General features: G+C 60.5%; 26 protein-coding genes, 1 tRNA gene and 4 pseudogenes. 12 read left to right on the forward strand and 19 right to left on the reverse strand.

The genetic code is table 11. The annotated features are described in order from the left end of the window. Positions 1-299: 299 nt before the first annotated feature. From RBH77_RS05160 to RBH77_RS05180, 5 genes are all read right to left on the reverse strand, one after another. Positions 300-1,346: a fatty acid desaturase gene (locus RBH77_RS05160; protein ID WP_311031057.1), complete on the reverse strand. Its 1,047-nt coding sequence runs from the start codon at positions 1,344-1,346 to the stop codon at positions 300-302. Between the two features lie 185 nt (positions 1,347-1,531). Then, entirely contained in the window at positions 1,532-1,702 is a 171-nt protein-coding gene (locus tag RBH77_RS05165; protein ID WP_311031058.1) for a hypothetical protein, read from the reverse strand. Positions 1,703-1,785: 83 nt separating this feature from the next. Continuing rightward, positions 1,786-2,178 carry a hypothetical protein gene (locus tag RBH77_RS05170; RefSeq protein ID WP_311031059.1) on the reverse strand — a complete coding sequence of 131 codons (393 nt, stop codon included), beginning with the start codon at positions 2,176-2,178 and terminating at the stop codon, positions 1,786-1,788. 154 nt (positions 2,179-2,332) lie between these two features. Beyond that, positions 2,333-3,967 (reverse strand): chaperonin GroEL, encoded by a 1,635-nt coding sequence (groL, locus tag RBH77_RS05175; protein WP_311031060.1) that lies wholly within the window; start codon positions 3,965-3,967, stop codon positions 2,333-2,335. Between the two features lie 49 nt (positions 3,968-4,016). After that, entirely contained in the window at positions 4,017-4,334 is a 318-nt protein-coding gene (locus RBH77_RS05180; protein ID WP_311031061.1) for a co-chaperone GroES, read from the reverse strand. A 501-nt stretch (positions 4,335-4,835) separates the two neighbouring features. On the opposite strand from RBH77_RS05180, the gene RBH77_RS05185 reads away from it, so the two are divergent. The 6 genes from RBH77_RS05185 to RBH77_RS05210 all read left to right on the forward strand — a co-directional run bounded on the left by RBH77_RS05185 (position 4,836) and on the right by RBH77_RS05210 (position 7,101). Next, entirely contained in the window at positions 4,836-5,096 is a 261-nt protein-coding gene (locus RBH77_RS05185) for a hypothetical protein (protein WP_311031062.1), read from the forward strand. After that, a complete protein-coding gene (locus RBH77_RS05190) occupies positions 5,093-5,458 on the forward strand; it encodes a hypothetical protein (RefSeq protein WP_311031063.1) in 366 nt (121 codons plus the stop codon). Before RBH77_RS05185 ends, RBH77_RS05190 begins: the two co-directional genes overlap by 4 nt. Before the next feature lie 106 nt (positions 5,459-5,564). After that, a complete protein-coding gene (locus RBH77_RS05195; protein WP_311031064.1) occupies positions 5,565-5,807 on the forward strand; it encodes a hypothetical protein in 243 nt (80 codons plus the stop codon). Further along, on the forward strand, positions 5,804-6,127 hold the full coding sequence (locus RBH77_RS05200; protein ID WP_311031065.1) for a hypothetical protein: 324 nt from the start codon (positions 5,804-5,806) through the stop codon (positions 6,125-6,127). Before RBH77_RS05195 ends, RBH77_RS05200 begins: the two co-directional genes overlap by 4 nt. After that, entirely contained in the window at positions 6,124-6,399 is a 276-nt protein-coding gene (locus tag RBH77_RS05205) for a DUF1488 family protein (RefSeq protein ID WP_311031066.1), read from the forward strand. The genes RBH77_RS05200 and RBH77_RS05205 overlap by 4 nt, the downstream gene beginning before the upstream one ends. Before the next feature lie 93 nt (positions 6,400-6,492). Continuing rightward, positions 6,493-7,101: an exopolysaccharide biosynthesis protein gene (locus tag RBH77_RS05210; protein ID WP_311031067.1), complete on the forward strand. Its 609-nt coding sequence runs from the start codon at positions 6,493-6,495 to the stop codon at positions 7,099-7,101. A 268-nt stretch (positions 7,102-7,369) separates the two neighbouring features. Here the strand turns inward: RBH77_RS05210 and RBH77_RS05215 are convergent. Both RBH77_RS05215 and RBH77_RS05220 read right to left on the reverse strand, forming a co-directional pair. Further along, a pseudogene (locus tag RBH77_RS05215) lies at positions 7,370-7,691 on the reverse strand (LysR family transcriptional regulator); the annotation flags it as partial. A gap of 215 nt (positions 7,692-7,906) precedes the next feature. Continuing rightward, complete coding sequence (locus RBH77_RS05220) at positions 7,907-8,152, reverse strand: hypothetical protein (RefSeq protein ID WP_311031068.1); 246 nt, start codon at positions 8,150-8,152, stop codon at positions 7,907-7,909. 581 nt (positions 8,153-8,733) lie between these two features. On the opposite strand from RBH77_RS05220, the gene RBH77_RS05225 reads away from it, so the two are divergent. Beyond that, positions 8,734-9,186 (forward strand): hypothetical protein, encoded by a 453-nt coding sequence (locus RBH77_RS05225; RefSeq protein WP_311031069.1) that lies wholly within the window; start codon positions 8,734-8,736, stop codon positions 9,184-9,186. A gap of 175 nt (positions 9,187-9,361) precedes the next feature. Here RBH77_RS05225 and RBH77_RS05230 read toward each other — a convergent pair whose 3' ends face one another. Beyond that, a complete protein-coding gene (locus RBH77_RS05230; RefSeq protein WP_311031070.1) occupies positions 9,362-9,895 on the reverse strand; it encodes a sterol desaturase family protein in 534 nt (177 codons plus the stop codon). Positions 9,896-10,166: 271 nt separating this feature from the next. Between RBH77_RS05230 and RBH77_RS05235 the strand changes: the two genes are divergently transcribed. Continuing rightward, the gene (locus RBH77_RS05235; RefSeq protein WP_311031071.1) at positions 10,167-10,358 is read left to right on the forward strand and encodes a hypothetical protein; all 192 of its coding nucleotides are present in this window, start codon (positions 10,167-10,169) and stop codon (positions 10,356-10,358) included. 500 nt (positions 10,359-10,858) lie between these two features. After that, positions 10,859-11,020, forward strand: a complete 162-nt coding sequence (locus tag RBH77_RS05240; RefSeq protein WP_311031072.1) for a hypothetical protein — start codon at positions 10,859-10,861, stop codon at positions 11,018-11,020. Positions 11,021-11,116: 96 nt separating this feature from the next. Here RBH77_RS05240 and RBH77_RS05245 read toward each other — a convergent pair whose 3' ends face one another. Beyond that, entirely contained in the window at positions 11,117-11,368 is a 252-nt protein-coding gene (locus RBH77_RS05245) for a DUF982 domain-containing protein (RefSeq protein ID WP_311031073.1), read from the reverse strand. A 1,016-nt stretch (positions 11,369-12,384) separates the two neighbouring features. On the opposite strand from RBH77_RS05245, the gene RBH77_RS05250 reads away from it, so the two are divergent. After that, positions 12,385-12,552: a hypothetical protein gene (locus RBH77_RS05250; protein ID WP_311031074.1), complete on the forward strand. Its 168-nt coding sequence runs from the start codon at positions 12,385-12,387 to the stop codon at positions 12,550-12,552. A 598-nt stretch (positions 12,553-13,150) separates the two neighbouring features. Here the strand turns inward: RBH77_RS05250 and RBH77_RS05255 are convergent. From RBH77_RS05255 to RBH77_RS05300, 10 genes and pseudogenes are all read right to left on the reverse strand, one after another. Further along, positions 13,151-13,363, reverse strand: a pseudogene (locus RBH77_RS05255) (DUF736 domain-containing protein); the annotation flags it as partial. Between the two features lie 608 nt (positions 13,364-13,971). Then, entirely contained in the window at positions 13,972-14,412 is a 441-nt protein-coding gene (locus tag RBH77_RS05260) for a hypothetical protein (protein WP_311031075.1), read from the reverse strand. 129 nt (positions 14,413-14,541) lie between these two features. Next, complete coding sequence (locus tag RBH77_RS05265) at positions 14,542-14,709, reverse strand: hypothetical protein (RefSeq protein WP_311031076.1); 168 nt, start codon at positions 14,707-14,709, stop codon at positions 14,542-14,544. A 277-nt stretch (positions 14,710-14,986) separates the two neighbouring features. Next, positions 14,987-15,409, reverse strand: coding sequence for a type II toxin-antitoxin system VapC family toxin (locus RBH77_RS05270; RefSeq protein ID WP_311031077.1), 423 nt, complete (start codon positions 15,407-15,409; stop codon positions 14,987-14,989). Continuing rightward, positions 15,406-15,660 carry a FitA-like ribbon-helix-helix domain-containing protein gene (locus tag RBH77_RS05275; protein WP_311031078.1) on the reverse strand — a complete coding sequence of 85 codons (255 nt, stop codon included), beginning with the start codon at positions 15,658-15,660 and terminating at the stop codon, positions 15,406-15,408. Before RBH77_RS05275 ends, RBH77_RS05270 begins: the two co-directional genes overlap by 4 nt. An 84-nt stretch (positions 15,661-15,744) precedes the next feature. Next, entirely contained in the window at positions 15,745-16,671 is a 927-nt protein-coding gene (locus tag RBH77_RS05280) for a DUF2493 domain-containing protein (RefSeq protein WP_311031079.1), read from the reverse strand. 296 nt (positions 16,672-16,967) lie between these two features. After that, positions 16,968-17,399: pseudogene (locus tag RBH77_RS05285) on the reverse strand (toprim domain-containing protein); the annotation flags it as partial. Then, positions 17,395-18,273 (reverse strand): annotated as a pseudogene (locus tag RBH77_RS05290) (ParB/RepB/Spo0J family partition protein); the annotation flags it as partial. The pseudogenes RBH77_RS05285 and RBH77_RS05290, both read right to left, overlap by 5 nt. Positions 18,274-18,432: 159 nt before the next feature. Then, positions 18,433-19,389 carry an ArdC family protein gene (locus RBH77_RS05295; RefSeq protein WP_311031080.1) on the reverse strand — a complete coding sequence of 319 codons (957 nt, stop codon included), beginning with the start codon at positions 19,387-19,389 and terminating at the stop codon, positions 18,433-18,435. Positions 19,390-19,860: 471 nt separating this feature from the next. Next, positions 19,861-19,935: transfer RNA gene (locus RBH77_RS05300), tRNA-Gly, on the reverse strand. Between the two features lie 211 nt (positions 19,936-20,146). Here RBH77_RS05300 and RBH77_RS05305 point away from each other — a divergent pair. Together RBH77_RS05305 and trxA are read left to right on the forward strand one after the other, a co-directional pair. Continuing rightward, complete coding sequence (locus RBH77_RS05305; RefSeq protein WP_311031081.1) at positions 20,147-20,644, forward strand: prolyl-tRNA synthetase associated domain-containing protein; 498 nt, start codon at positions 20,147-20,149, stop codon at positions 20,642-20,644. Between the two features lie 91 nt (positions 20,645-20,735). Then, positions 20,736-21,746 (forward strand): thioredoxin, encoded by a 1,011-nt coding sequence (gene trxA / locus RBH77_RS05310; RefSeq protein WP_311031082.1) that lies wholly within the window; start codon positions 20,736-20,738, stop codon positions 21,744-21,746. Positions 21,747-21,768: the final 22 nt, after the last annotated feature.

Here is a 21,768-nt window from a genome sequence, read left to right on the forward strand (position 1 = left end):
CGAGCGCGCCTGACCAGGTCGGAATTGCTAGAGCATATGTCTGTTAGCTCACCCCTTCTGGATGGCCGGATATGATGCGAGCATACGTTGGCTGGCAGTAAAGCGATGTCCGCTTTTAGACGGCAGTTGGGGACCACGGAATGACCGGGATGAGGCGCATTACCGACAGCAATGGGGCCGCAAGCGGGTTGATGGTTTTGTCATGAAGCAGACCTTCGGGCGCCCTACGTGCATCGGCATGAACCGATCCAAAAGGGACTTTCGAATTTCATTCGGCGAAGGCAGTTGTCCGCAACACGTTACTCATTGCCATTCTGACGTCGTTTCTCGGCGCGTGCATCGCGAAACGAAATCAGGCGCTGGCTGCGCTCATCCCACAGGACAAGCTTCACGCAGCGGAGGCTTTCCATAATGGTGATATGGCCGATGTCGCGTAGTTCCGGATAGTCCCGGAGCACTTCGGGAAGCCGGTAATACGGCACCCTGCTAGAAAGATGGTGGACGTGATGTATGCCGATATTGGCCGTTAGCCATCGCAGGACAGCGGGCAGTTCATAATAGGAAGAGCCGTGCAGGGCGGCGTCCTGGAACTGCCATTGCGGGCTTTGCGACCAGTGCGTTTCCTCGAACTGATGTTGAACATAGAAGAGCCAGATGCCCGCTGATCCCGCCAACACAACGATCGGCAACTGCACCAGTATGAACGAGCTGGAGCCGATCAACCAGATCAGGCCGACCGCCAGAACGACGATGGCCAGATTTGTCGCCATGGTTGAGGCCCAAGGCTCCATCCCCGAGCGCATCATGCCGAAAGGCAGTCTTTGCTTGAACAGGAAAAGCCAGATGGGGCCGATGCCGAACATCACGATCGGGTTGCGGTAGAGCCGATACGCGAGCCGGCGCAAGCGGGAAAGAGAACGATATTCGGCCACGGTCAGGGTCGTGATGTCACCGACGCCGCGTTCGTCGAGATTGCCGGCGGAGGCGTGATGGGCCGCATGCGCACGGCGCCAGTAATCGTATGGCGTAAGCGTCAGGACACCGATCAGGCGACCGGTCCAGTCATCCGCCCTACGGTGAGCGAAGAAGGAGCCGTGACCGCAATCGTGCTGGATCATGAACAACCGAAGCAGAAAGCCCGCCGCCGGAATTGTCAGGGCCATGCCCCACCAGAAGCCGTGATGCACCGCGACCGCGGCCAGCACCCAGAGGCTGACAAACGGGACGATCGTCACTCCCAGTTCGAGCAAGGTGCGGCCTCTATGAGGTATCCGATAGCTGGATAGGATCTTGGGCCAGGCTCGCTCGCCGACAAACGGGGAAATGGGTGCGGCGGCTGGCGTCAATGATCAGGCCTCCTTAAGACCAGTGACGGCTGTACGGCTGACAAAGCTGTTCTCTCCCAATCGGCACGCATGCCGCTTAGGCTTTGCGCCCGGTCTATAATTCTCATATCTCGCACATGAGCGGTCAAAGTGCCGCTTGGCAAGCAGAGGTCGCTCTAAACGTGCAGATGATCGATCTTCTGTTTTCATGTGAGACGGTTGTCTTCGACAATCCGTCGGGCGCGGCGACGGGATCCGTCGGTGTCGGATTTCTTATGCCTTTCAGCCGCTGTCTTGCGGATCTGTTCGAAGCGATTGTCCTCGGCCGGCTTGGACGGTGGCTGCAGGTTCTCGGACTTCTTCATGAAAGAGATCATTCTTCGTGCTCCTGCCTGGCAGGTTGAGGTAAGCGCTTTGGCCGAATGCCGAAGCGCGAGCGTGCCGGTGAAATGAGTATCCCTCATTTGGCGAGAGCAGCCGTGCAGCCCTGGACGCCGAGCCTGTCGGGAGAGGTCTGCCCGGGCATCGTCGCCCAGCCGCCGGCTACTATGAACTGCCGCTGTTTGTAGTTGTCGGGTATCGCCTTGAACTCGGCGAGCTTGGCCGTCGCATCTGGCGCCGCGTTGAATTTTTCGACGCATATGGCGGATGCCAGCTCTCCACGTGCGTTGTCACCGGCTGTCGCCGCCAACGCTTGTGAAGTGCTGCCGGTCACCCAGCCGCCCCATCCGAATCCGACCACCATCGTGGCGATCACCGCCGCGACGCAGGCCCAGAACAGGATGGCTTTCGAAGGTCGATAATCTTCCCAACGTCTGGAGAGGGATGGTTTTGTCGTGCTCTGTATGGCCATGGTATCAATCCTTTCCGATCGATATTCCGACTGCTCCCGCTATCGGCAGCAGGGTTAAGGCACTGCTTTCGCATTCAATCCGGGCGCGTCGCCGGAAACCGAATGCGCAATTGGTTGATGCGGCTTCTTCGGTGTACGCGCCTGCGTGATGGAGCTAGTAGCCCATCCCACCCATGCCGCCGCCGTTTCCGGCCGGCGCGGAATCCTTCACCGGGATATCCGCGACCATCGCCTCGGCGGTGATCAGCAAAGCGGCGATCGAGCCGGCAGCCTGTACGACTGCCCGCACGACCTTGGCGGGGTCCACGATGCCGGATTTGATCATGTCGACATAGGTTTCGCTCTGGGTATCGAAGCCCTGATTATGATCCTTGCTGTCGGTGAGTTTTCCCACCACGATAGAGCCTTCGACGCCCGCATTCTCGGCAATCTGACGGATTGGCGCCTCAAGCGCCCTGAGCACGATCGAGATACCGGCCGTGATGTCCGCATTGGCGCCTGCCAACGAGGTTAGAGCCGCCCTGGCCCGCAACAGCGCCACGCCGCCGCCGGGAACGACGCCTTCCTCGACCGCCGCGCGGGTGGCGTTGAGCGCATCGTCGATACGATCCTTCTTTTCCTTCACTTCCGTCTCGGTCGCGCCGCCGACCCGGATTACCGCGACGCCGCCGGCGAGCTTCGCCAGCCGCTCCTGAAGCTTCTCCTTGTCATAGTCGGACGTCGTTTCCTCAATCTGGGCCTTGATCTGGGTGATGCGCGCGGCAATGCCAGCCTTGTCGCCGGCGCCGTCGATGACGGTGGTCGTATCCTTTTCGACCACGACACGCTTGGCGCGCCCCAGCATGTCGAGCGTGACATTCTCCAGCTTGATACCGATATCCTCCGAGATCAACTGGCCGGCGGTAAGCACCGCGATGTCCTCCAGCATCGCCTTACGGCGATCGCCGAAGCCCGGAGCCTTGACGGCAGCAACCTTGAGGCCGCCGCGCAGCTTGTTGACGACCAGCGTGGCGAGCGCTTCGCCCTCGACATCCTCCGAAATGATCAGCAGCGGCTTGCCGCTCTGCACGACGGCCTCGAGGATCGGCAGCATGGCCTGCAGATTGCCAAGCTTCTTCTCGTGAAGGAGAACATAGGGGTCCTCCAATTCCACGCGCATCTTCTCGGGATTGGTGACGAAATAGGGAGAGAGATAGCCGCGGTCGAACTGCATGCCTTCAACCACGTCGAGTTCGGTCTCGGCAGTCTTGGCTTCCTCAACGGTGATGACGCCCTCGTGGCCGACCTTGTCCATTGCCCTGGCGATCATCTCGCCAACCGATGCATCGCCGTTGGCCGCGATGGTCCCGACCTGGGCGATCTCTCCGGAAGTTTTAACCTTCTTCGATTGCGCCTGGATTTCCTTGACGACGGCGGCAACGCCGAGATCGATGCCGCGTTTCAGGTCCATCGGATTCATGCCGGCCGCAACCAGCCTGGCGCCCTCGCGCAGGATGGACGCGGCAAGCACGGTGGCGGTGGTGGTGCCGTCGCCGGCAAGGTCATTGGTCTTCGAGGCCACCTCGCGCACCATCTGCGCGCCCATATTCTCGAACTTGTCTGAGAGTTCGATCTCCTTGGCGACGGTGATGCCATCCTTGGTGATGCGCGGCGCGCCATAGGCCTTGTCGATGACGACATTGCGGCCCTTCGGGCCCAGCGTCACCTTGACTGCGCTATTGAGTAGTTCGACGCCGCGCAGCATGCGGTCGCGGGCATCGGTGGAAAATCTGATTTCCTTGGCAGACATTTTTTGTCCAATCGATTCTTGAAATTTACGGAGATCGGAGATTGACCGGTCAGGCCGCCTTCTTGTTGGCCGCCTCGGTCTTCTCGACGATGCCCATGATATCGCTCTCCTTCATGATCAAGAGGTCCTCGCCGTCAATCTTGACCTCAGTTCCCGACCATTTGCCGAACAGGATGAGGTCACCCGCCTTGACGTCGAGCGGAATCAATTTGCTGCTTTCCTCCCGGGAACCGGGGCCGACGGCGATCACCTCGCCCTCCTGCGGCTTTTCCTTCGCGGTGTCAGGAATGATGATCCCGCCTTTGGATTTCAAATCGCCCTCCGCGCGCCGGATGACGACGCGGTCATGGAGGGGACGGAATTTCATTGGGTTCTTTCCGCGGCCGGCGCGTAGGGCGACCACGTCACCAACATAGCGTGTCTGGCACTCGAATGATAGGAGTGCCAGAATTATTTCTTGGGCTGCTGAAAATATTTAGTGAATAAATTTCACCATACCTCCGTATTCTTCCCGTAAAGCGGGTAATTTCGTCCGAAATAGGCTTTTTCTGACGCAGAGATGGAGAGATTTTTATTCCCGATTGCAAATAAAACTTTGTTGGCGCCTTGTTTAAGGCATGATCGAAGCACATATATGAGATACGTCGATTTGGCCGACTTGGCTTTCGCGGTGTCAGAGACCCGCCATTCACCACCGAATTTTCGACAGCGGATGTGCTTGCGCCGGCCGGCGCGGCACCCCGCTCTGTTCGGACCTGGAATGAACACCCGGCGCTGACCACGGATGTACTGGCAGCTTTGGGATCGTTCCGGTTCGGACGGGAACGATGCAGGAGGCGCCTTTGCGTACTTCTGCGGAGATATATCAATGACAACACGCACCACGCAAAGTGTCGCCCGGTTTTCCTCACCCTTCCTCCTGCCCGGCTTCGACCAGCCGCAGCCGGCTGGAGACTATCGCGTCGATCAGGACGAGGAATTGATCGAGGGTGTCTCCCGGCTTGCCTGGCGACGTGTCAGTGCCTTCATCCATTTGCCGGCGATCTCAGCGAAGGGATCACAGCAGATGGTGGCGATCAATCCGGCGGATCTCGACGCCGTACTCGAAAAGGACCACCAACAATCATGACTTCTACCCGCACTTTGCAACGCAGCGGCCGTCCGCCGATCCGGCACGATGTTGCAATCCATCTCTTTGCGGTCGGACAGGCCGTCCGGTTGAAGAGTGGTTTCGGAAGACCTGCTTTACCCGGCGAAATTTACCATGTCACCGCCACGCTCCCTCCGAGGGGAGATTCCTTACAATACCGCATCCGTAACGACGACGAGCGTTATGAGCGGGTGACGACACAGGACAGCCTGGAACCGGTCAGTTCGCAATCCAGCGGCGCGACCCTAATCGAAAGGACGTTCGGCCATGGCCAAGGGACAGAAACGCAGCAATCGCGAGATCAGGAAACCGAAGCAGGAAAAAGCACCGCCCAAGCCTGAAAACACATTCGCCAGCCAGATCAAGCCCCCTGCGAATGCCAACACACCGCACGGCAAGGGCAAGAACTAAAGGTCGTGATGCTCCTACGGAATGGCCAGGACGTTGATGAGAATCGTGATCGAGTTCTACCGCACCCGCGACGCAGATGGCGCGCATGCTATCGTCGGCCGGGAAACTGCGGAGGCCATCGATCTTGTGGGGGCGATTGGCATCGGGCGAGCGCGTTCGCTCACCCTCGACATGCCGCAGTTTCCCGATTGCATGTCGATAACCGACGCTGAGGGAAAGAGGCTCTATTCCGGCCAACTCGGCGCCAACGACAATCCGGAAGAAAGGATGCCGCAATGAATGCCTACACCGACGAAACCGAAGTCAGGAGGCATGCGTTGGCGGTCGATATCTGGGAAAACGAAGGCGGAGCGCCCGCACAGGATTCGATGGATCACCAGTATGGCCGTCGGATCGAACGAGATGGTTCATGGAGCATCTATCATGTCTTCACCGGTGTTCCGGCGAAGATCCACGATCGTTCCATGATCGGTCTAAGTCGCTCCCACGCCACGGCAGGCATGCTATCGCTTAATCGCCGTAACGAAGGGCGCCGGCACGAACGCAAGTTGGCGACCTGCGGTCCGGCCGATCGCGGAATCGATAGGGAACGGTCGTGACACTCGACTTCCCCAATCCGAGCAGAAGCTTCGATGAGGCACGCAATGCGGTTCGCTTCATCGGCCACGACGGTATGTTCGAGGTACCATTCTTTATCGAAGCCGATGCATTGGCCTCGACCATCACCAAAGGTGGCGGGCTGGAAGCGGCGGAAGCGGCGTGTCTCGCGGCCTTCGACGCGGCGCGACGTTCCATCCACGACGTCGCGCGAAAACTCTATTCGCGTGGCCGGCAAACCAGCTATATCATTACGACTGCCGATATACGTTGACGATGGCTTTCGAAAGGCTCCCTGCGTAGTCCAATTCACAGCATCGATACGCGCTCAGGCGCTATTCGGTCATGATCTGCCGGGAAGTGTTAAGTGGACGAGCCATGGCTGAACATGCCTTACGAACCAACCTCTACCGTGCTTGACGGTCTGATCGAGGCCGCCCCCGCCCCGGCTGGTCACGTCACAATGGACTGGCTGCTCGCTCACCTGAAATCACGATCCTTCGGGATTCTATTTCTTGTCCTTGGCGTTTCCGGATTGATCCCGCTCATTTCTCCATTGGCCGGACTGTTGCTCGTTATCGTGGCCTTTCAAATGGTTCGAGGGCATGATGGTCCGTTTCTCCCACGGCGGCTTGGCTCACGGCCCATCGCGACCGCGAAGCTCGTATCCATGCTCTCGCGCATCATACCGATCCTGCGATATCTTGAACGCTTCGTCCGGCCGCGTTGGCCAACGCCCGTTGAAATCACCAAGCGGGTGGTCGGAGGGGGCGTAATCCTTCTCAGTCTCGGCCTGTTTGTTCCTTTCCCACTGAGCAACATTCCTTTCGGGCTGAATATTATCCTCCTGTCCTTTGCCTATCTGGAACAGGACGGCGTGCTACTTTCTTTCGCGCTTGTCGCGGCTCTTTGCCTGCTTGCAGCGGTATTGGGGGCAACATGGAGCACGATGTCGGCAACGATCTCACTCATATGATACGCTGTGGTATTCCCAACAGCGTTCTCAACGACCTGCATGAGGTGTCACCACCACCTCCCGCGTGGTTCCGACGATGTCTGCTTTTGGGATGGAGCAAAGCTGGCTGCCGGCCGACATGGGCGCGAAGCTGCTCGTATAGAAAGCTTGAAGCGAGAGATAAGGTTTGTTCGGCGGTCCCGACCGAGGGCGGGACCGCCACATCTCAAATTTCAGTTTTTCAGCCAACTCCAGCGCATCCTCGATGTCGACGCCTACTTGCCGCGCGTCAGTCGCGCGGTACGGACAGTCCCGCGAGAAGCGGCGCGTACACGGAGAGCCTGCGGGATACGAACTCCGTGAAGAGCCGTACGCGCTTTGTCTTGCGCGTCTCCCCCTGCGTGAGAAGCCAGAGCGTCCCATGCATGGGCGCCTCGATGCCCGGCACCCTCACCATCAGGGGGTCGACATCTCCGACGAAGCACGGCAGTTTCGTCATCCCGATCCCTTGCTGCGCCGCTACGATCTGCGTCTCGGCGTCCGGGGTCCTGAACGGAACGCTCGTGGTGTGAACTTCTCCCTCGCGCGCCCAAGTCCGGAATTCCATGATTGTCTCCTCCCGTTGCGGCGGCTCTCTAGGCCCTTGCCGCTAGGACAGACATCTTCGGTGAGACGACAATTCATATCAACGGATTATCTGAACTGTATCAGAATCTATCATATGCAACTAGCAGATGTTCGTTGCAAACGCCGTTGCCGCAGCTTGTCTTTGAATGCAGACCGCGCCTGATTAAGATCGAAATTCATGCATGGGCGCTTGGCCCATTCAGTGCGAAAGACGTCTGCGATTGGCCCGGACCTTCTTACGATAGCCACTGATTACGCTGTTCATGGACTTGCCAATGGCCAAGGCAAAGCCGGCCTCTCCGGCCGCGATAGCCTTTTCGATCACCATCCGCCTTGCCTCGCGCTCGCCCGGCTTGCCGCCTGCGGCGATCTTCATCGATCGCAACCAGATCACGTGCTGGGTTTCGATGCCGAGCATGGACAGGTCGAACCACAATTTGAACATGGGATTTTCTCCACGAGGGACAAAGCAAGCTATGGTTCCCTTCTGACACCCGTCTCATTTACTTCGACTGAGCAATTGGCGCGGCGTTCTTCGGACCTTTTTTGGCTGGGACTTTTGTCACTGCTGCTTCTCGCGCGAGCCTTGCCGCACGAAGCCTCGCGGTTTTGCTCTTCCGCACCGCGACTTCGGCATCAATGATTTGGTTGGCGGCCGCAGTCGTATTCTCCGCTTTCGTCCGTTTCATGGACTCTGAAGATTTAACTTTATCCGGGGCAGACATTCCGGCTTCTGTTTGATGGAACAACAGAAGCGGGACTGCGAAGTTCCCTCACGCCTCTCTTATCATTCGCAGGGCCGTCCCCAAAGCCCAACGCCGGCTCGCGGTCAGTTCAAGAATGACCGTCGTAGTCGAGGGAATCGCGGTTGTTCGGCTCAGTATCAATACGTGAAAGACGCGCCGGCCGGAGGTTGTCGCGGCCCAATTCTAGGAAATGTGAACGGCATGGCCGGAGCGGGTCCGGCTCGTTTGTAGTATGATCTGCGGAATGGGGGACATCCACCTGGTGTAGGAGGCTGTTGCCATGAAATACCAATCACGAGACCAGCTACAAAACATAGCCCACGTCAGTGCACATCCGGTAATGGATCGGAGGCAGCGTCTCGAACGCTGGTCGAAACTTCTCGAACGTGACCCCAATCGGTCCCTCGCCGCCCTTGCCGGCACGGAATACCGACCGCAGCGCGAACGGGACCTCATGAGGAGCGAAGATTCACCGCTGTCGGTCGCCTTCGAGGATCCGGTCCTGCGCGGGGAGGGTCTGCAGAACGACACCTACGGTGAGGCAAAACGTTTCTTCGAAGTGTCCGACGAGCAACTCCACGAGATCGTATGCTACTGCCATGCCGGCGAAAGGATGATGGCATCGCGGGCCGCATATTGCGTTCGTACTGCTATTGAAGGACCTATCTTCTTGCGCGTAGCTAAAGCCTTTCTCGGCTGGGGAAAAGCAGCTTACTCATGGGTTGTCGTGTAGATACGCTGTCCAACTTCATTGTGGTTGTTTCACAACGGTGGTGATGGCTCCGGGCAACGTTGCTGCTCGGTTGGCGCACCTTGCCCTTTGCGCGGGGCGGTCAATTCTATTCCGGCTCCGGCCGCGATCTTCATTCAGGCGCTCGCTTTGTGTTTGCTGGGCCGAGCTTTTGCCTTTAGCGGCGAAGCGTGCCGAAGATTTGATCCCAAAAGCTCGTCGTGACGCCAAAATTGGTGGTTCCGTCAAAATGGTGATGCAACGCATGGCGACGCTTCAGGCCATAAATGTAGCCCGAATGTGTGGGGTGCCAATGATGAAGGACGTGATGAACACTGATGTACCAGAAATAGCCGAGCATTAGCCCGCACGACGTAGCGCTTGCCATCGTAAAGCCGGAGACGAACAGCAAAGGAAAGAACACCAACAATGCATGCAGCCCGAGACTGAGGTAGGTGGGGGTGCCAATCGGCTCCAGTTCGTTGACATGATGGTCGTCATGCATCTCCCTAATGTAGGGAACGTGATGCAGGACGAATCGGTGCATCAGATATTCGACGAGCGTCCACAGGGCGAGGCATAAGAAGAAAGTTAAAATCCATTTCGTAACGCTGCTTGCACTGGCACGCCACAGAGCAGCGCCGGCAAGTAAGGTGACCAACGCGGGATAAACGTAAAAGTCAGCATAATAGCCAGCTCGACTGAGCCGCATGTTTGGCCTCATTAGGCGGGGCTGTTCCAATGGCCGTATGGCTGCTTTACACGGCAAGGCGTCGCGCCAGGGGACCTGTCGCCCATTTCCCGTCCGCGCCAGACATCGCCGAAATACAGGCAATTCAGAGGCGGGACGATGATTGAGGTTGCATCTCGCCGGTGACACAATCTCGTGCGACGATAATTTATCGCCGGCCAAATGATGCGGGCTCCGGCGGCTCAGCATATAATACGTGCTCTCGCCCTGACCTCCTTGAAAGGAGGCGATCATGCGCGTTCGCGATAGTAATGGACGAGCGGGGGTATTCCACCCGTCACAAATCCGCAACATGCGCCGCGAGTTGAGGCGCGGCGACATTCCGGCCGAAACAGAAGCTCAGCGGGAGGAAAGAGCGTACGAGATTATCCAGCGGAACGCGGCGCAATCGGATGACGATACTCACCTCCAGCAGGAAGGCTGAAACGCAAAAAAGCCCGCCAGCCGATGCAGCAGACGGGTCCGTCAAATGACACAGGGGATGCCATTCGCTATTCGGGCTGGATTGGAGTAGGGTCACGCATCGGTAGCTTCTGACAAGGGCGCTACCGGGTGAGGGCCTAGCAATCCTTAGCCCCAATAAGAAAGGAGGACGCCATGCCCTCCATTCATCAGCAGCATCTTAATTCACGCAATATGAGAGTGATCGACGCCGCCTTAGCGCGTGTTCGATCAATTTTTTAGATTGGAGCGCGGCTCCAAAGAAGAACTCCATGTCGCCGCCGTCATGGTAGGCGAATTCCAGATCGGAAACACGACCGAAGACGGCTTGTACGCAATATTCCTTGGGCCGTCAGATACCGCCATGCATGCCCAGCGAAAGCAACATATGAGGCGGGCATTGAACCGATGGGAAGATGAGGGCGCCGGTCGACCACGAGAACTTGCGGCGTAGCCTTCGGAACTCACCAAGGAGGTAGGCCAATGACCATCATCCAGGCGTTAGATCCTTATATGCGCCCAATATCCGGCACGCTCGTAAAGACGTATCCGGAGGGCGTCACGATCGACGATGCTCGTGGCGTGCGCTGGTACATCCCCAATGATAGGATTATCGGACCGCGCCCGCCGGTAGACGATACTTAGACGCCCAAACGAGCACGAAACCCCGCCCCTGTCGGTAAACCCAGGGAGCGGACGGCGCGGTCGGTACCCAATCTATGGAGAGACCGCATGATATCTTCAGTACAATTTGATTGCCGGACCATAGCGCATACCGGCGCCTTTAAGAGCCGTCAGGAACGCTGCATTGGCGGCATTTGCGGTGCCGCCTCCGTCACAACTCCGCATGGCATCGATCCAAGCATCGCTGTCGTTTCCAGCCCAATAGTTGAACAGGAAATCGGAGGCGTCTTCCATCGTGGAGATGAGCACGAATCCCGGTTGGTCGGCGGTATAGACCACAACGGGCACCCGGAACCATTTCGTATCCATCAGGCAGCCTACGCTTCATTCGAGGCAATAGCGAGCGCGGGAAGAACGGAGGCAGTTGAGGCACGCCCTGAATGCGGCGACTGGCAAGGTGGGCGGACCGGCGGCATGCCGGAGAAGAAGCGGCATCGGATCGGGTGAAAGCTGCGCGGCGCTTGTGGACGTGAAGACGGAGACATTAGGTCAGAAAAATGTGAGGTAGCATGGTCTGTGAAAAATCTGCCGAGGCAATTACCGGGGGCCATGACCCAGCGAATAGTTTATTCCCCCGGCTATGATAGAGCACGCGCGGAGGCAGGCAAATGACGCGGCTACAGTCCCTCTGGGTTCTTCTTCTTGTCGCCGGACCTGTCGCTGGCGCAGAAAATTTATCAATCGGCGACCAGGCTAGCCGGTGCTGGAAGATTACGCCGTCTATGAAGGATTCAGAGTTCTCGGCCAAGTTCGATGTTCGGATGGACGGTGCCGGTAATGTAAGGGATATCGCAGTCGTGTCCTTTGCACCGTCTACAGCGGCCGGAAGAGACGCGGTACGGAGCGCTTCGCAAGCCATCGAGCAGTGCGCGCCCTACGTGATAGACGAAGGCGCTCGCCTCTACGTGGTCAGAATGCGATGGTCAGGCGGAAAACCCGTCTTGGATAAACCGCAAGGCCTGATCGACCCCTTCAAGCCGCTTTCGCTGCCAAAAGAATAAGCCGACGAACGATATTAACTAGACAAGGAAGGCGGGGAGACGCTGAAGCTGAAATTAGCCAGATCAACCGACCGCGCGGCGCAAATCCTGTATCGCCAAGCCAATCAGCTTCCCGGTCACGCTCTCCAGCCTGATAATGCCAGATAAGCGTCTTGACGACATCAGCATCGTCGCGCTCCATACGTCAGCGGCTTCGGGTACCCTCCGGGGCCGAGAATGACGACCACATCATGATCAACGGGGATAGCTGGGCTAACAATCCGTCATGAACGCCATGGTCGATGCGCTTGCCTGCTACGGTTTTCCATGGGAGAACATCCGCAGTTGTACCTTCTCGTCGGCAAGCAGAAGGTCGTCCGCATCGATCCTTCGGAATCGGAAAGTCCCATCGGCCTCCACGACGTCGAGCGTGCAGTGACGGAACTCCCCCGGCTGGCGCGTTCGCATGCCGAGGCGACCGGGGCACTACATCAACCAGATCTTCCTCGGTGACGCCGCGGACCGTTTCTCGAGATGCACGCGATCATAATGTCCAAACAACCGCGCAGATTGACGGCTGCTTTTGGGATAACCCACTGCTGATCGGTACGGCCGGGAAGAGGCGCGAAGCTGCCGTTACCGAGAGACTGCGAGGGTGGCGGCAACCATCGGAAATCGAGAGTACAAGTCGACGTTGAGAAGCACGGCCTTTGGCCACATCCACCGAACCGGAGTACCTGGCACGGCGTCTAGCGAGGCAACAGCCCGACCGTGGGTCGGGTGGCTCAGCTTCCACTACTCGCCGTTGCGGCGGCGTTGACGAAAGCCGATGAGGCAGTAGCCTCCTCCTATTTCGCCATTGAAGAGATGGTGAAGATCCGAGCGGTGAAACTGGGATTATCAAGCTTCAGGCTCACAGTTCTCAACCCCACCAAACGCCTATCACCGCGTAAGCTTCCAAGCCATCGGATTGATATCGATTTGTTGTCGATGAAGGCCTACGCGATCGCCCTGTCTCGCTCGTCCGGTCAATACCGGAATCCGATGACGGCGGTGGCGTGATGCTGGCGCCACTCTTTCTGCCGGCGAAACGGATCGTGCGGAGGCGGCTGAGGCCCAAGTAGTTGCGGCCCTCGTTGGAGGTCTTGGACCAGGCGGCGCCGATCTCGGCGCGGCCGACCAGAACGCGGTGGCTGGGGGCGTTTTCGCCGGTTGCGCGCTGGTCAGGAGCGATGCGGACGTTCTTGGCCTGGACGCTGAGGGTAACGATTTCGCCGGTGAACTCGTTGTTGCCGGTCTTCTTGAAAGTGCCGATGGTCGCCATTGTAAGTCTCCGTTTTCCGTTCCCGAGACCGCACCATGCGGCCTCGATGGCGATCGGTTGGCCGGAGGCGACCGAGGCCGCATCGCTTGCGACCGAAGCGGAGCGTAGGACGGCGCAGGATCGAATTTCTTGTTTCGCGAGGAATGACGGCCACCCCAGGGACCCCATGCAGCTTGCTGCATGGGGTGGGTACCGGCAGGGGAAGAAAGTCGAGACGCGCTGTTGCGGCATAGGCGGTCGAGGCGTCAGCCGTCTTCGGGCAGATCAGCCCATTGGAGAGGCCGTTTGGAGCGTTCGCTGAATGGATGGCAGGCGGAGACTGTGGCGACCACCAACACATTCGAACCGGCAACCCTGCGCTCATCGCCGCATGCTCCCTCATTTCAGGCCGACGATCTCCGCACTTCGCATCAGGGCACCCGTGAGAACACGGACTTCCCCGTCTCAGTGTTGTCTGCGCGAGATGGCTTCCTGGCGCATAGGCAGCAACAAGAGCCGCCCGTGCATGGGCCGACAAGACGCTGCGGGAGACCGCCACTATATGCCGAGGGATTTAACGCCGATGCGACTCGCCATGGCCTTTGGTTCGCCGCGCCGTGGTGCAGATCTTAGGCCCGTGCAATGCCTTGGCCGGGTTGGCCGGCGCTTGCTGCGCCCGCGATCCGGATGAACGCCGCAACGCCGACTGCGGCAGCGCCAAAAATCGAGAATGCGGTCTGCCATACGCCCGATGGTATGAGGTGCTTCGCGATGCCATGCGTCGCGTGGCAGCCGGCAACGGCCGCCGGAGCGACGAAGACGAGCGCGATCATGAACTTCGCCCAGAGTGGCCGCACGATTCCGAGCAGAAGCTGGCCAATGCCGAAGGTGGGCCCGGCCGCAAGCGTGCCGACGAGGATGGCGCCAAACCAGCCAGCGTCTGAGTTGAACACCCACATACCGGTGGTCACGCCGACGAAGAATGGAAGTGTGAAGACGGCGAGCGTGAACAGCAACCAGCAGAGGAAGCCGATTGCGACCATGTTAAGGAGGGTTCCGAGAATAATCATGGTGGCGACTCCGATAGGATAGCTCTAGCGCCTTCCACCACCACCGTGACGCAACGTCGAGCATAGCAAATCATGAGCGCCCGCGGGAACCGCGAAGGTCTTCAAGTCCGCGGACGTGATATTGCCTCGTCATGAGGCGAAGGGGTCGATTTCGCCGACGATGGCGGCTTCGTCGCCGTCGTATTCCGAGGCCGGGGCGACGGAGAGCGTGCCGTCGCCGGCGCGGTAGATGACGATCGCGGCCATCAGGGTGGTGGCAAGGCCGAAGGCGAAGGCGTGAGCGGTTTGGAAGGACATCGACCTGGCTCCTGTTTGAGCGGAGGTCCATCCTCCGCTGACAGGCGCCCGAAGTGTTCGGCCGGTGGTCGCAATCACCGCGCAGGCCAAGCCGGAGCGGCGGCACGCTAAGCGTTGTCCGACCCTTTACGGGTTGATGGCGTCAGGCCGTCGGCTGAACCCAAGGATCAGCGTCTTGAAGCCGGGGTGGCCGCCGGTCAGGAGACCCAGGATGCCCTGGTGTCGCTCGGGTTTTGCCTCAACGAATTCGACACAACCTCGTGTCCGCGGCTTGTTGTCAGTGCTCCGCCTTCCACGGATCGATGACTTCAAGGCCAGCCGCATGAAAGGCGCTGGGGTCGCGGGTGGCGACGGCAAATCCCTTGGAGGCGGCGATGGCGGCAATGTAGCCGTCGGGTGTCGGAAAGCCTTTCCCGGACGCTCGAGCGAGCGCACCGAGATCGGCATAGTGGCGGGCAGCATCGAGATCGAAGGGCAAAATGCGCCCCTCGAACAGGTTGATCCAAACCGCAAGAGCCTCCGTGAGCCCCTGCTTGCGCTTGCCGTCCGGCATCGTCCTGATGCCGAACATAGCCTCCGCGATGGTGACGCTCGACAGGTAAAGCGTCGCGGCGGCCTGCTCGTCGAGCCAGCGTTGGACGATTTGGCTCGGAGCGGGCTTCATCGTCTCCGAGACAACATTGGTGTCGAGGACGATCATTCGAAGCTCATGGGCTCGGCGGGCTTTCGATCAAAGGTTTGCTCAAGAGCCTCGACGTCGTCATTGGTCAAGCCGATGCGACGGCTGGCCTCGGCGAGGACCGTGCCAAGCCGCAGCCGGGTTTCGGGGCGGACGGCCGTTTCGAGGATGTCGCGCATTTCCGCCTCGGCGCTGCGGCCGTGCTGCGCCGCCCGCACTTTGAGGGCACGGTGCGTCGCATCGGACAGGTTCCGGATCGTGACCGCGGGCATGATAGCCCTCCTGCGAGATTGATAGCTATGATAGCAAGATAGAGAATGTGCCATCACTTTTCAAGGTGGCTGGCCCCGCGGCGCTCACGCGCCGCCCGAGCCGAACCGATAGACCGGTATGCCCATCTTCCGAGCCTTATCGGCCAGATTGTCCTGAATGCCGCTGCCAGGGAAGATCACGACCCCGATCGGCACCACGCTGAGCATCTGGTCATTGCGTTTGAACGGTGCGGCCTTGGCGTGCTTCGTCCAATCGGGCTTGAAGGCGACCTGCGGCACTTTGCGGCTGTCGGCCCAGCGAGACGCGATCTTTTCGGCGCCTTTCGGCGAGCCGCCGTGCAGCAGCACTATATCGGGGTGCTTGGTGTGGATCTGATCGAGCTTGGCCCAGATCTGCTTGTGGTCGGCGGTGTCACCGCCCGAGAAGGCGATCTTCGGCCCAGCGGGAACCAGCACCTCGATATCAGCGCGCCGCTTGGCGGCGAGGAAATCCCGGCTGTCGATCAGCGATGCAGTGAGATTGCGATGGTTGACCCGTGATCCGGTGCGTTGTGACCAGGGTGAGCCGGTGGCGACCAGGTAGCGCTCGGCGGCAGCCTCGCGGAAGGTTTCCATGCTATCGCGCCGGTCGATCAGGTTCGTGCCGATGTCGATGAGGCGCTCGAGTTGGAGGGACTTTACCTCCGAGCCGTCCTGTTCGCGCTGAAGCTGCTTTTGGGCCCGCTCGTTTTCGTCGAGCTTCTGTTCGATCCGGTCCACGGCGCGGTGGAACATATTGACGGTCGACCACAGGAGATCGGGGAGATCGAAATCGAGGCTCGTGTCGGTGATCGTGCCGACCAGGGCGTCGAAGATGTCGGCGACGGCGCCTTCGATGATGCGGTCTTCCGGTGGCGGGCGCTGGTCGCGTTCGTCTTCAGAGGGGCGATAGCCGTGGAGTTGCAAGTCCTGGATCAGATGGTCGGTTTGGGATGACTCGTGGTGCGGTTCGTAGTCGTTGTGCTCGCTCATGGGATGCTCCGTCGGTTTGGACCGCGACCGTCGCGGCCTTCATGGCGACGAAGCCCATCGGCGGGACGGGCCTGCACCCGGAGCGAAGCGCAGGGCTCGATGGCTAAGGCCGACTATTTTGACTCGCGATGGAAAGGCGCGGCACGCGCCGCCGGAAAATAGTCGGCTGCCGCCATTGCCGGCCCGGCCCGACTGTGGGCCGATCGCCCTCTCGAAGGCCGAGGCGCGGTCCATCTCCGGGGGCTGGTGCATCCTGCGGGTATGGCGGCTGCGCGCCGTCCTTCAGACCTTTCCGGCTACGCGGCCAGGTTCATGAAACGCAGGGTGTCCTCTGGGGCGAGTTGCACGCGGACGCCCGCCCGCAGTGCATTGATGCCGAGCCGCCGGAGATCCTCGTTGAAGTCCCCGAGTGCCGGCGACAATGGAATAGCCTCGATTCCCTTGGCGTTCGCCCGTTCGATCAATATGTCCTGCGCGCCGCCGCCAGCCGGATCGTCGTCGCGGACGATATAGAGTCGCCGCAAAGTCGGCGGGAACAGGATGGCGGCCAGATGTGCCGCCGAGAGCGCCGGCGCGATCGCCATATCGGGCAGAACCTGCCGAAGCGACAGCATGGTCTCAATACCTTCGCCCGCCGCCATCACGCTGCCGGGCACACCGATGCGGACGGCATGACCGAGGAGATCGCCCATCGCCTTTCGTGGCGTGTCGATCGGGGCTTTAGGGGAAGCTCACGGCGACCTCGATCCACTTCCAGCCTTCCTCGGCGACCTCGTCGGCTGCGGCTTTGAGCTTCTCTGCCACCATGCGGTCGAGCAGGGCCGGGTCTTGCAGCCAGCCGCCATCGTCGGACTGGAACAGATCGCGCAGCATGATGCCGCCGGCCGCCTCGTAGGCGTCGACACCGACGAAGACGGCCCGCTTGTCGGAGGCGCGAACCGCGGTCTCGGTCAGCATCCGACGGATCTGGTAGGGCTCCTTCTGCCAGCTATCCTTGACCGCGTCCCAGACCTGTTCCTGACGGGCATGGTCGGGGCTGACGGTGAAGGCCATGAGCTGTTCGAGCGTCATGCCGTCATCGGCATAGATCTCGAGCAGGGTCGGTGAGACGGAGGTGAGGCGCAAGCGTTGCTTCACCACCGTGACGCTGACGAAGAAGGCGGCGGCGATGGCCTCCTCGGTCATGCCCTTGTCGCGCATGGCCTGAAAGGCGCGGAACTGGTCGAGCGGATGGAGCGGCGCGCGTTCCATGTTCTCGACCAGCGACACCTCGTCGATCAGGATGTCGCTGTTGGCGTCGCCGATGACACAGGGAACCGGAGCGTTCTTGGCCAAGCGCTTCTGCTTCACCAGCAACTCAAGCGCGCGATAGCGGCGGCCGCCGGCGGGCACCTCGAACATGCCGGTCTCATTGCCATCGCCATCGAGGACCGGGCGGACATGCAGGCTCTGGATGAGGCCGTGCCGGGTAATGGATTCGGCCATTTCCTCAATCGAGACGCCGGCCTTGACGTGGCGGACGTTGGACTGGCTCAGCACCAGCTTGCTGAAGGGGATGTCGCGCGCCGACGACAGGGTGATCTTCTGAACGGCAGTTGCCATGGACTTTACTCCGCGACGGGCGCCGAGAGCCTCTCTCTCGACCTCCAACCCGTCACGAAGCGAAGCGCCGCCCTCTCACTCTAAGGAGGGCAGCGCCACGGAAGCGGAAAGACGTGAAGACGGAAACCCGATTTCCCGCCTTTCCGGTTTTCAGGTTGATCATGCCGCCTGCCGTTCGTCGTCGGCCGAACCGAGGTCGGAGCCGAGATCGACGTCCGGCAGGAAGCCGAGCAGCCAATCGGCCGCCTTGCTGGCCTGAGAGGCAGCGCGGACGATGGCGCGATTGTCTTCGCGCAGCACCTCCAGCCAGGAACCGATATAGTCGGCGTGGCGGACGGTCGGCGTGATGCCGAGGGATGCGCAGCAGAAAGCGGCGTTGATCTCGGCCACCAGCTCCTCGAAGGCGTATTTCTTCGTGCCGAAACTGCCGGTCAGGTCGCGGCCGAGCCGGGAGGCATGTCCGGTGGCGTGCCCCAACTCGTGCAGGGCGGTGCGGTGCCAGTTGATCGGCTCGAAATAGGCCTGCGGCGGAGGAACCTGCACATAGTCGTGTGCTGGCACATAGAAGGCGCGATCGCCGCCGATGCGGAAATCGATGCCCGTCGCTTCGATCAGAGCCTCGACGCGCGGCTCGATGAGGCCGGGTGGCGGAGGCGGAACGATGGCGGCGATGTTCTCCGGCAAACCGTCGCATTGTGCGGCGTTGAAGACGGTGAAGCGCTTGAGGAACGGAATGGCGGCGGCATCCTCACCGGTCTCGAGGGCGCGGCGCTTCTCGTCCTCCGGCGTAAAGCGGTCGGCATAGACGACGGTCGTGCCATGCTCGCCTTTGCGAACATTGCCGCCCAGCGACAGCGCCTGGCGGAAGGTGAGCCAGTTCTGGCCGGGGAAACCGTGCTGGATCACCGCGCCCCAGAGGATCAGCACATTGATGCCGGAATAATGCCGCCCGGTCGCGGCATTGCGGGGCATGGCGAGCGGCGCCTTGGCCGCAGCCGATCCCCATGGCTGGACCCAGGGCGCACGGTCGGCTTCCAGCTCGGCGATGATTTTGTCGGTGATGTCGTCGTAAAGGTTCGTTCGGCCGGCGCCGGCGCTGTGGTTTTTGCTGAACATCGCGGTTCTCCGCGACGGGCGCCGGAGACCTCTTCTCCAGCCCTCAACCCGTCACGGGAAACCCGCCCGCACTCTCACTTTATCGGGGGCGTTGCGGGGCTCTCCCCGCAGAAGGGGTCGGGCGAGACCCAGGGCTCGGCCGCAGGGGAAGGCTTACCCTCTGACATTCGAAATTCCAATCATAGTGTGATCAGCCAGCCCAGCAGCATCGATCTGGCATCTGGCGGGAGGCCGCTTTCCATCTGCTGCCTGTTAGCGCATCGAAACTGTGGTGAGGGCCTCCGCATAAGCGCGCATTCACTGACAGCCGGGCATGTGGGGTTATTGAAAAGCGCCAAACCGCCGCTACGCTATCCGAAATTGCGCGTTGAACTGCTTACATAGTGCTTACACGGTGGGGACGCGTTTGGGCGTGTAAGCAAAGAACCTCCCGAAGGAGGCTCTCTAACTCGCTGATTTTCTTAGGAAATCTGGAGCGGGTGAGGCGATTCGAACGCCCGACCCCAACCTTGGCAAGGTTGTGCTCTACCCCTGAGCTACACCCGCTCGCGCGGCAGCGAGGCCGCAAGCGACGCCTATATGGCCGAAGCGAAAGCCGATTGCAACAGCGAAATGTCGACGCTCGCCGGCGTCCGAGCCTTCACTACGGCAGCGGGCAGGGTTTGGCCCTTGCCTGCGTCGGCCGCACCGTCGCGGGGCTTTCCCCGGATCGCGAAAGGCCTTAAACCGCCGCCAGCAACCGACGGGACTTCTACGAATGCCGAAAATGCCGGACGAACTCCTTGCCTTCCTCGAAAGCCTTGGCATTTCCGTTTCCACCGTCCGCCATCCTCCGCTCTTCACCGTGGCTGAATCGCAGTCGCTGCGCGGCGAGATCGCCGGCGGCCATACCAAGAACCTCTTCCTGAAAGACAAGAAGGGCGCCTATTTCCTGGTCACGGTCGAAGAGGAGGCTGTCGTCGACCTCAAGACCATCCACAATCTGATCGGCGCCTCGGGTCGCGTCTCCTTCGGCAAGCCCGATATGCTGATGGAACTGCTCGGCGTCGTGCCGGGCGCCGTTACCGTTTTCGGCGCGGTCAACGATACGGAGGGCCGGGTGAAGATCGTCCTCGACGAGGGGCTGATGCGCGAAGAGACCATCAACGCCCATCCGCTGACCAATGAGGCCACGACATCGATCCGGAGCGGCGATCTTCTCGCCTTTCTCAGGGCCACCGGCCACGAGCCCCATATCTTGAAAGTGGCGACGTGATCGCCACATTGGAGCGCAGCATCGTCGCCTCCGCGCGCGGAGCGCTTCAGGACGAAAAGAAGCCGCCGGCGAAGCGATGGAAGGGAAGGACATGAGCAGTCAGGACAATTCGACCCAATCGCCCTATGGCGGTGGGACACAAGGTTACAAGACGGAGATACAGTTCGGAGAGAGGCCGAACGGCCAGGCCGGAGCGGGCGGTATCGCCGACGCTTTCGGCAAGGCGGCGCCGGCCGACCTCGTCAAGGACACGACAACCGCCACTTTCGCCGCGGACGTCATCCAGGAATCGCGCAACCAGCCGGTGCTGGTCGATTTCTGGGCGCCGTGGTGCGGCCCCTGCAAGCAGCTCGGGCCCGTGCTCGAAAAGGCGGTGCATGAGGCCAGGGGTACGGTCAAGCTCGTCAAGATGAACATCGACGAGCACCCGACGATCGCCGGCCAACTCGGCATCCAGTCGATCCCCGCTGTCATCGCCTTCCGCGACGGTCAGCCGATCGACGGCTTCATGGGCGCCATTCCCGAAAGCCAGGTGCGTGACTTCATCGCGAAGCTTGGCGGCGGCTCGGCCAAGGCAGGCATCGAGGAAGCGCTTGCCGCGGCCGCCGAGGCGCGGCAACAGGGCGACACGGATATGGCGCGCGAGATCTATTCGGCCGTGCTTGCCGAAGCAGCGGACAACGTCGATGCCCTGGCCGGGCTCGCCGACCTGCTCTTCGAGGCAGGCGAGACCGGCAAGGCATCCGACCTTCTCGCCGGCGTGCCGGCCGACAAGGCGGAGCAGCCCGCGATCGCGGCCGTCCGCGCGAAGATCGCAATGGCCGAGCAGGTGAAGGAGATCGGCGACCCGGCCGAACTCGAGCGGCGACTGGCCGCCGATCCGAAGGACCACCAGGCGCGCTTCGATCTTGCCATGATCCAGAATGCCATGGGCAGACGCGAGGAAGCGGCGGACAATCTGCTCGCCATCATCAAGGCGGATCGTACCTGGAAGGATGACGGCGCCCGTGCCCAGCTTCTGCAGTTCTTCGAGGCCTGGGGCATGACCGACGAGGCAACGCTTTCCGCGCGACGGAAGCTTTCCTCGCTGCTGTTTTCCTGACGACAGCGGCGCAATCGCCTAA

Origin of the sequence: Mesorhizobium koreense, from assembly GCF_031656215.1 — a bacterium.
GTDB lineage: Bacteria > Pseudomonadota > Alphaproteobacteria > Rhizobiales > Rhizobiaceae > Mesorhizobium_L > Mesorhizobium_L koreense.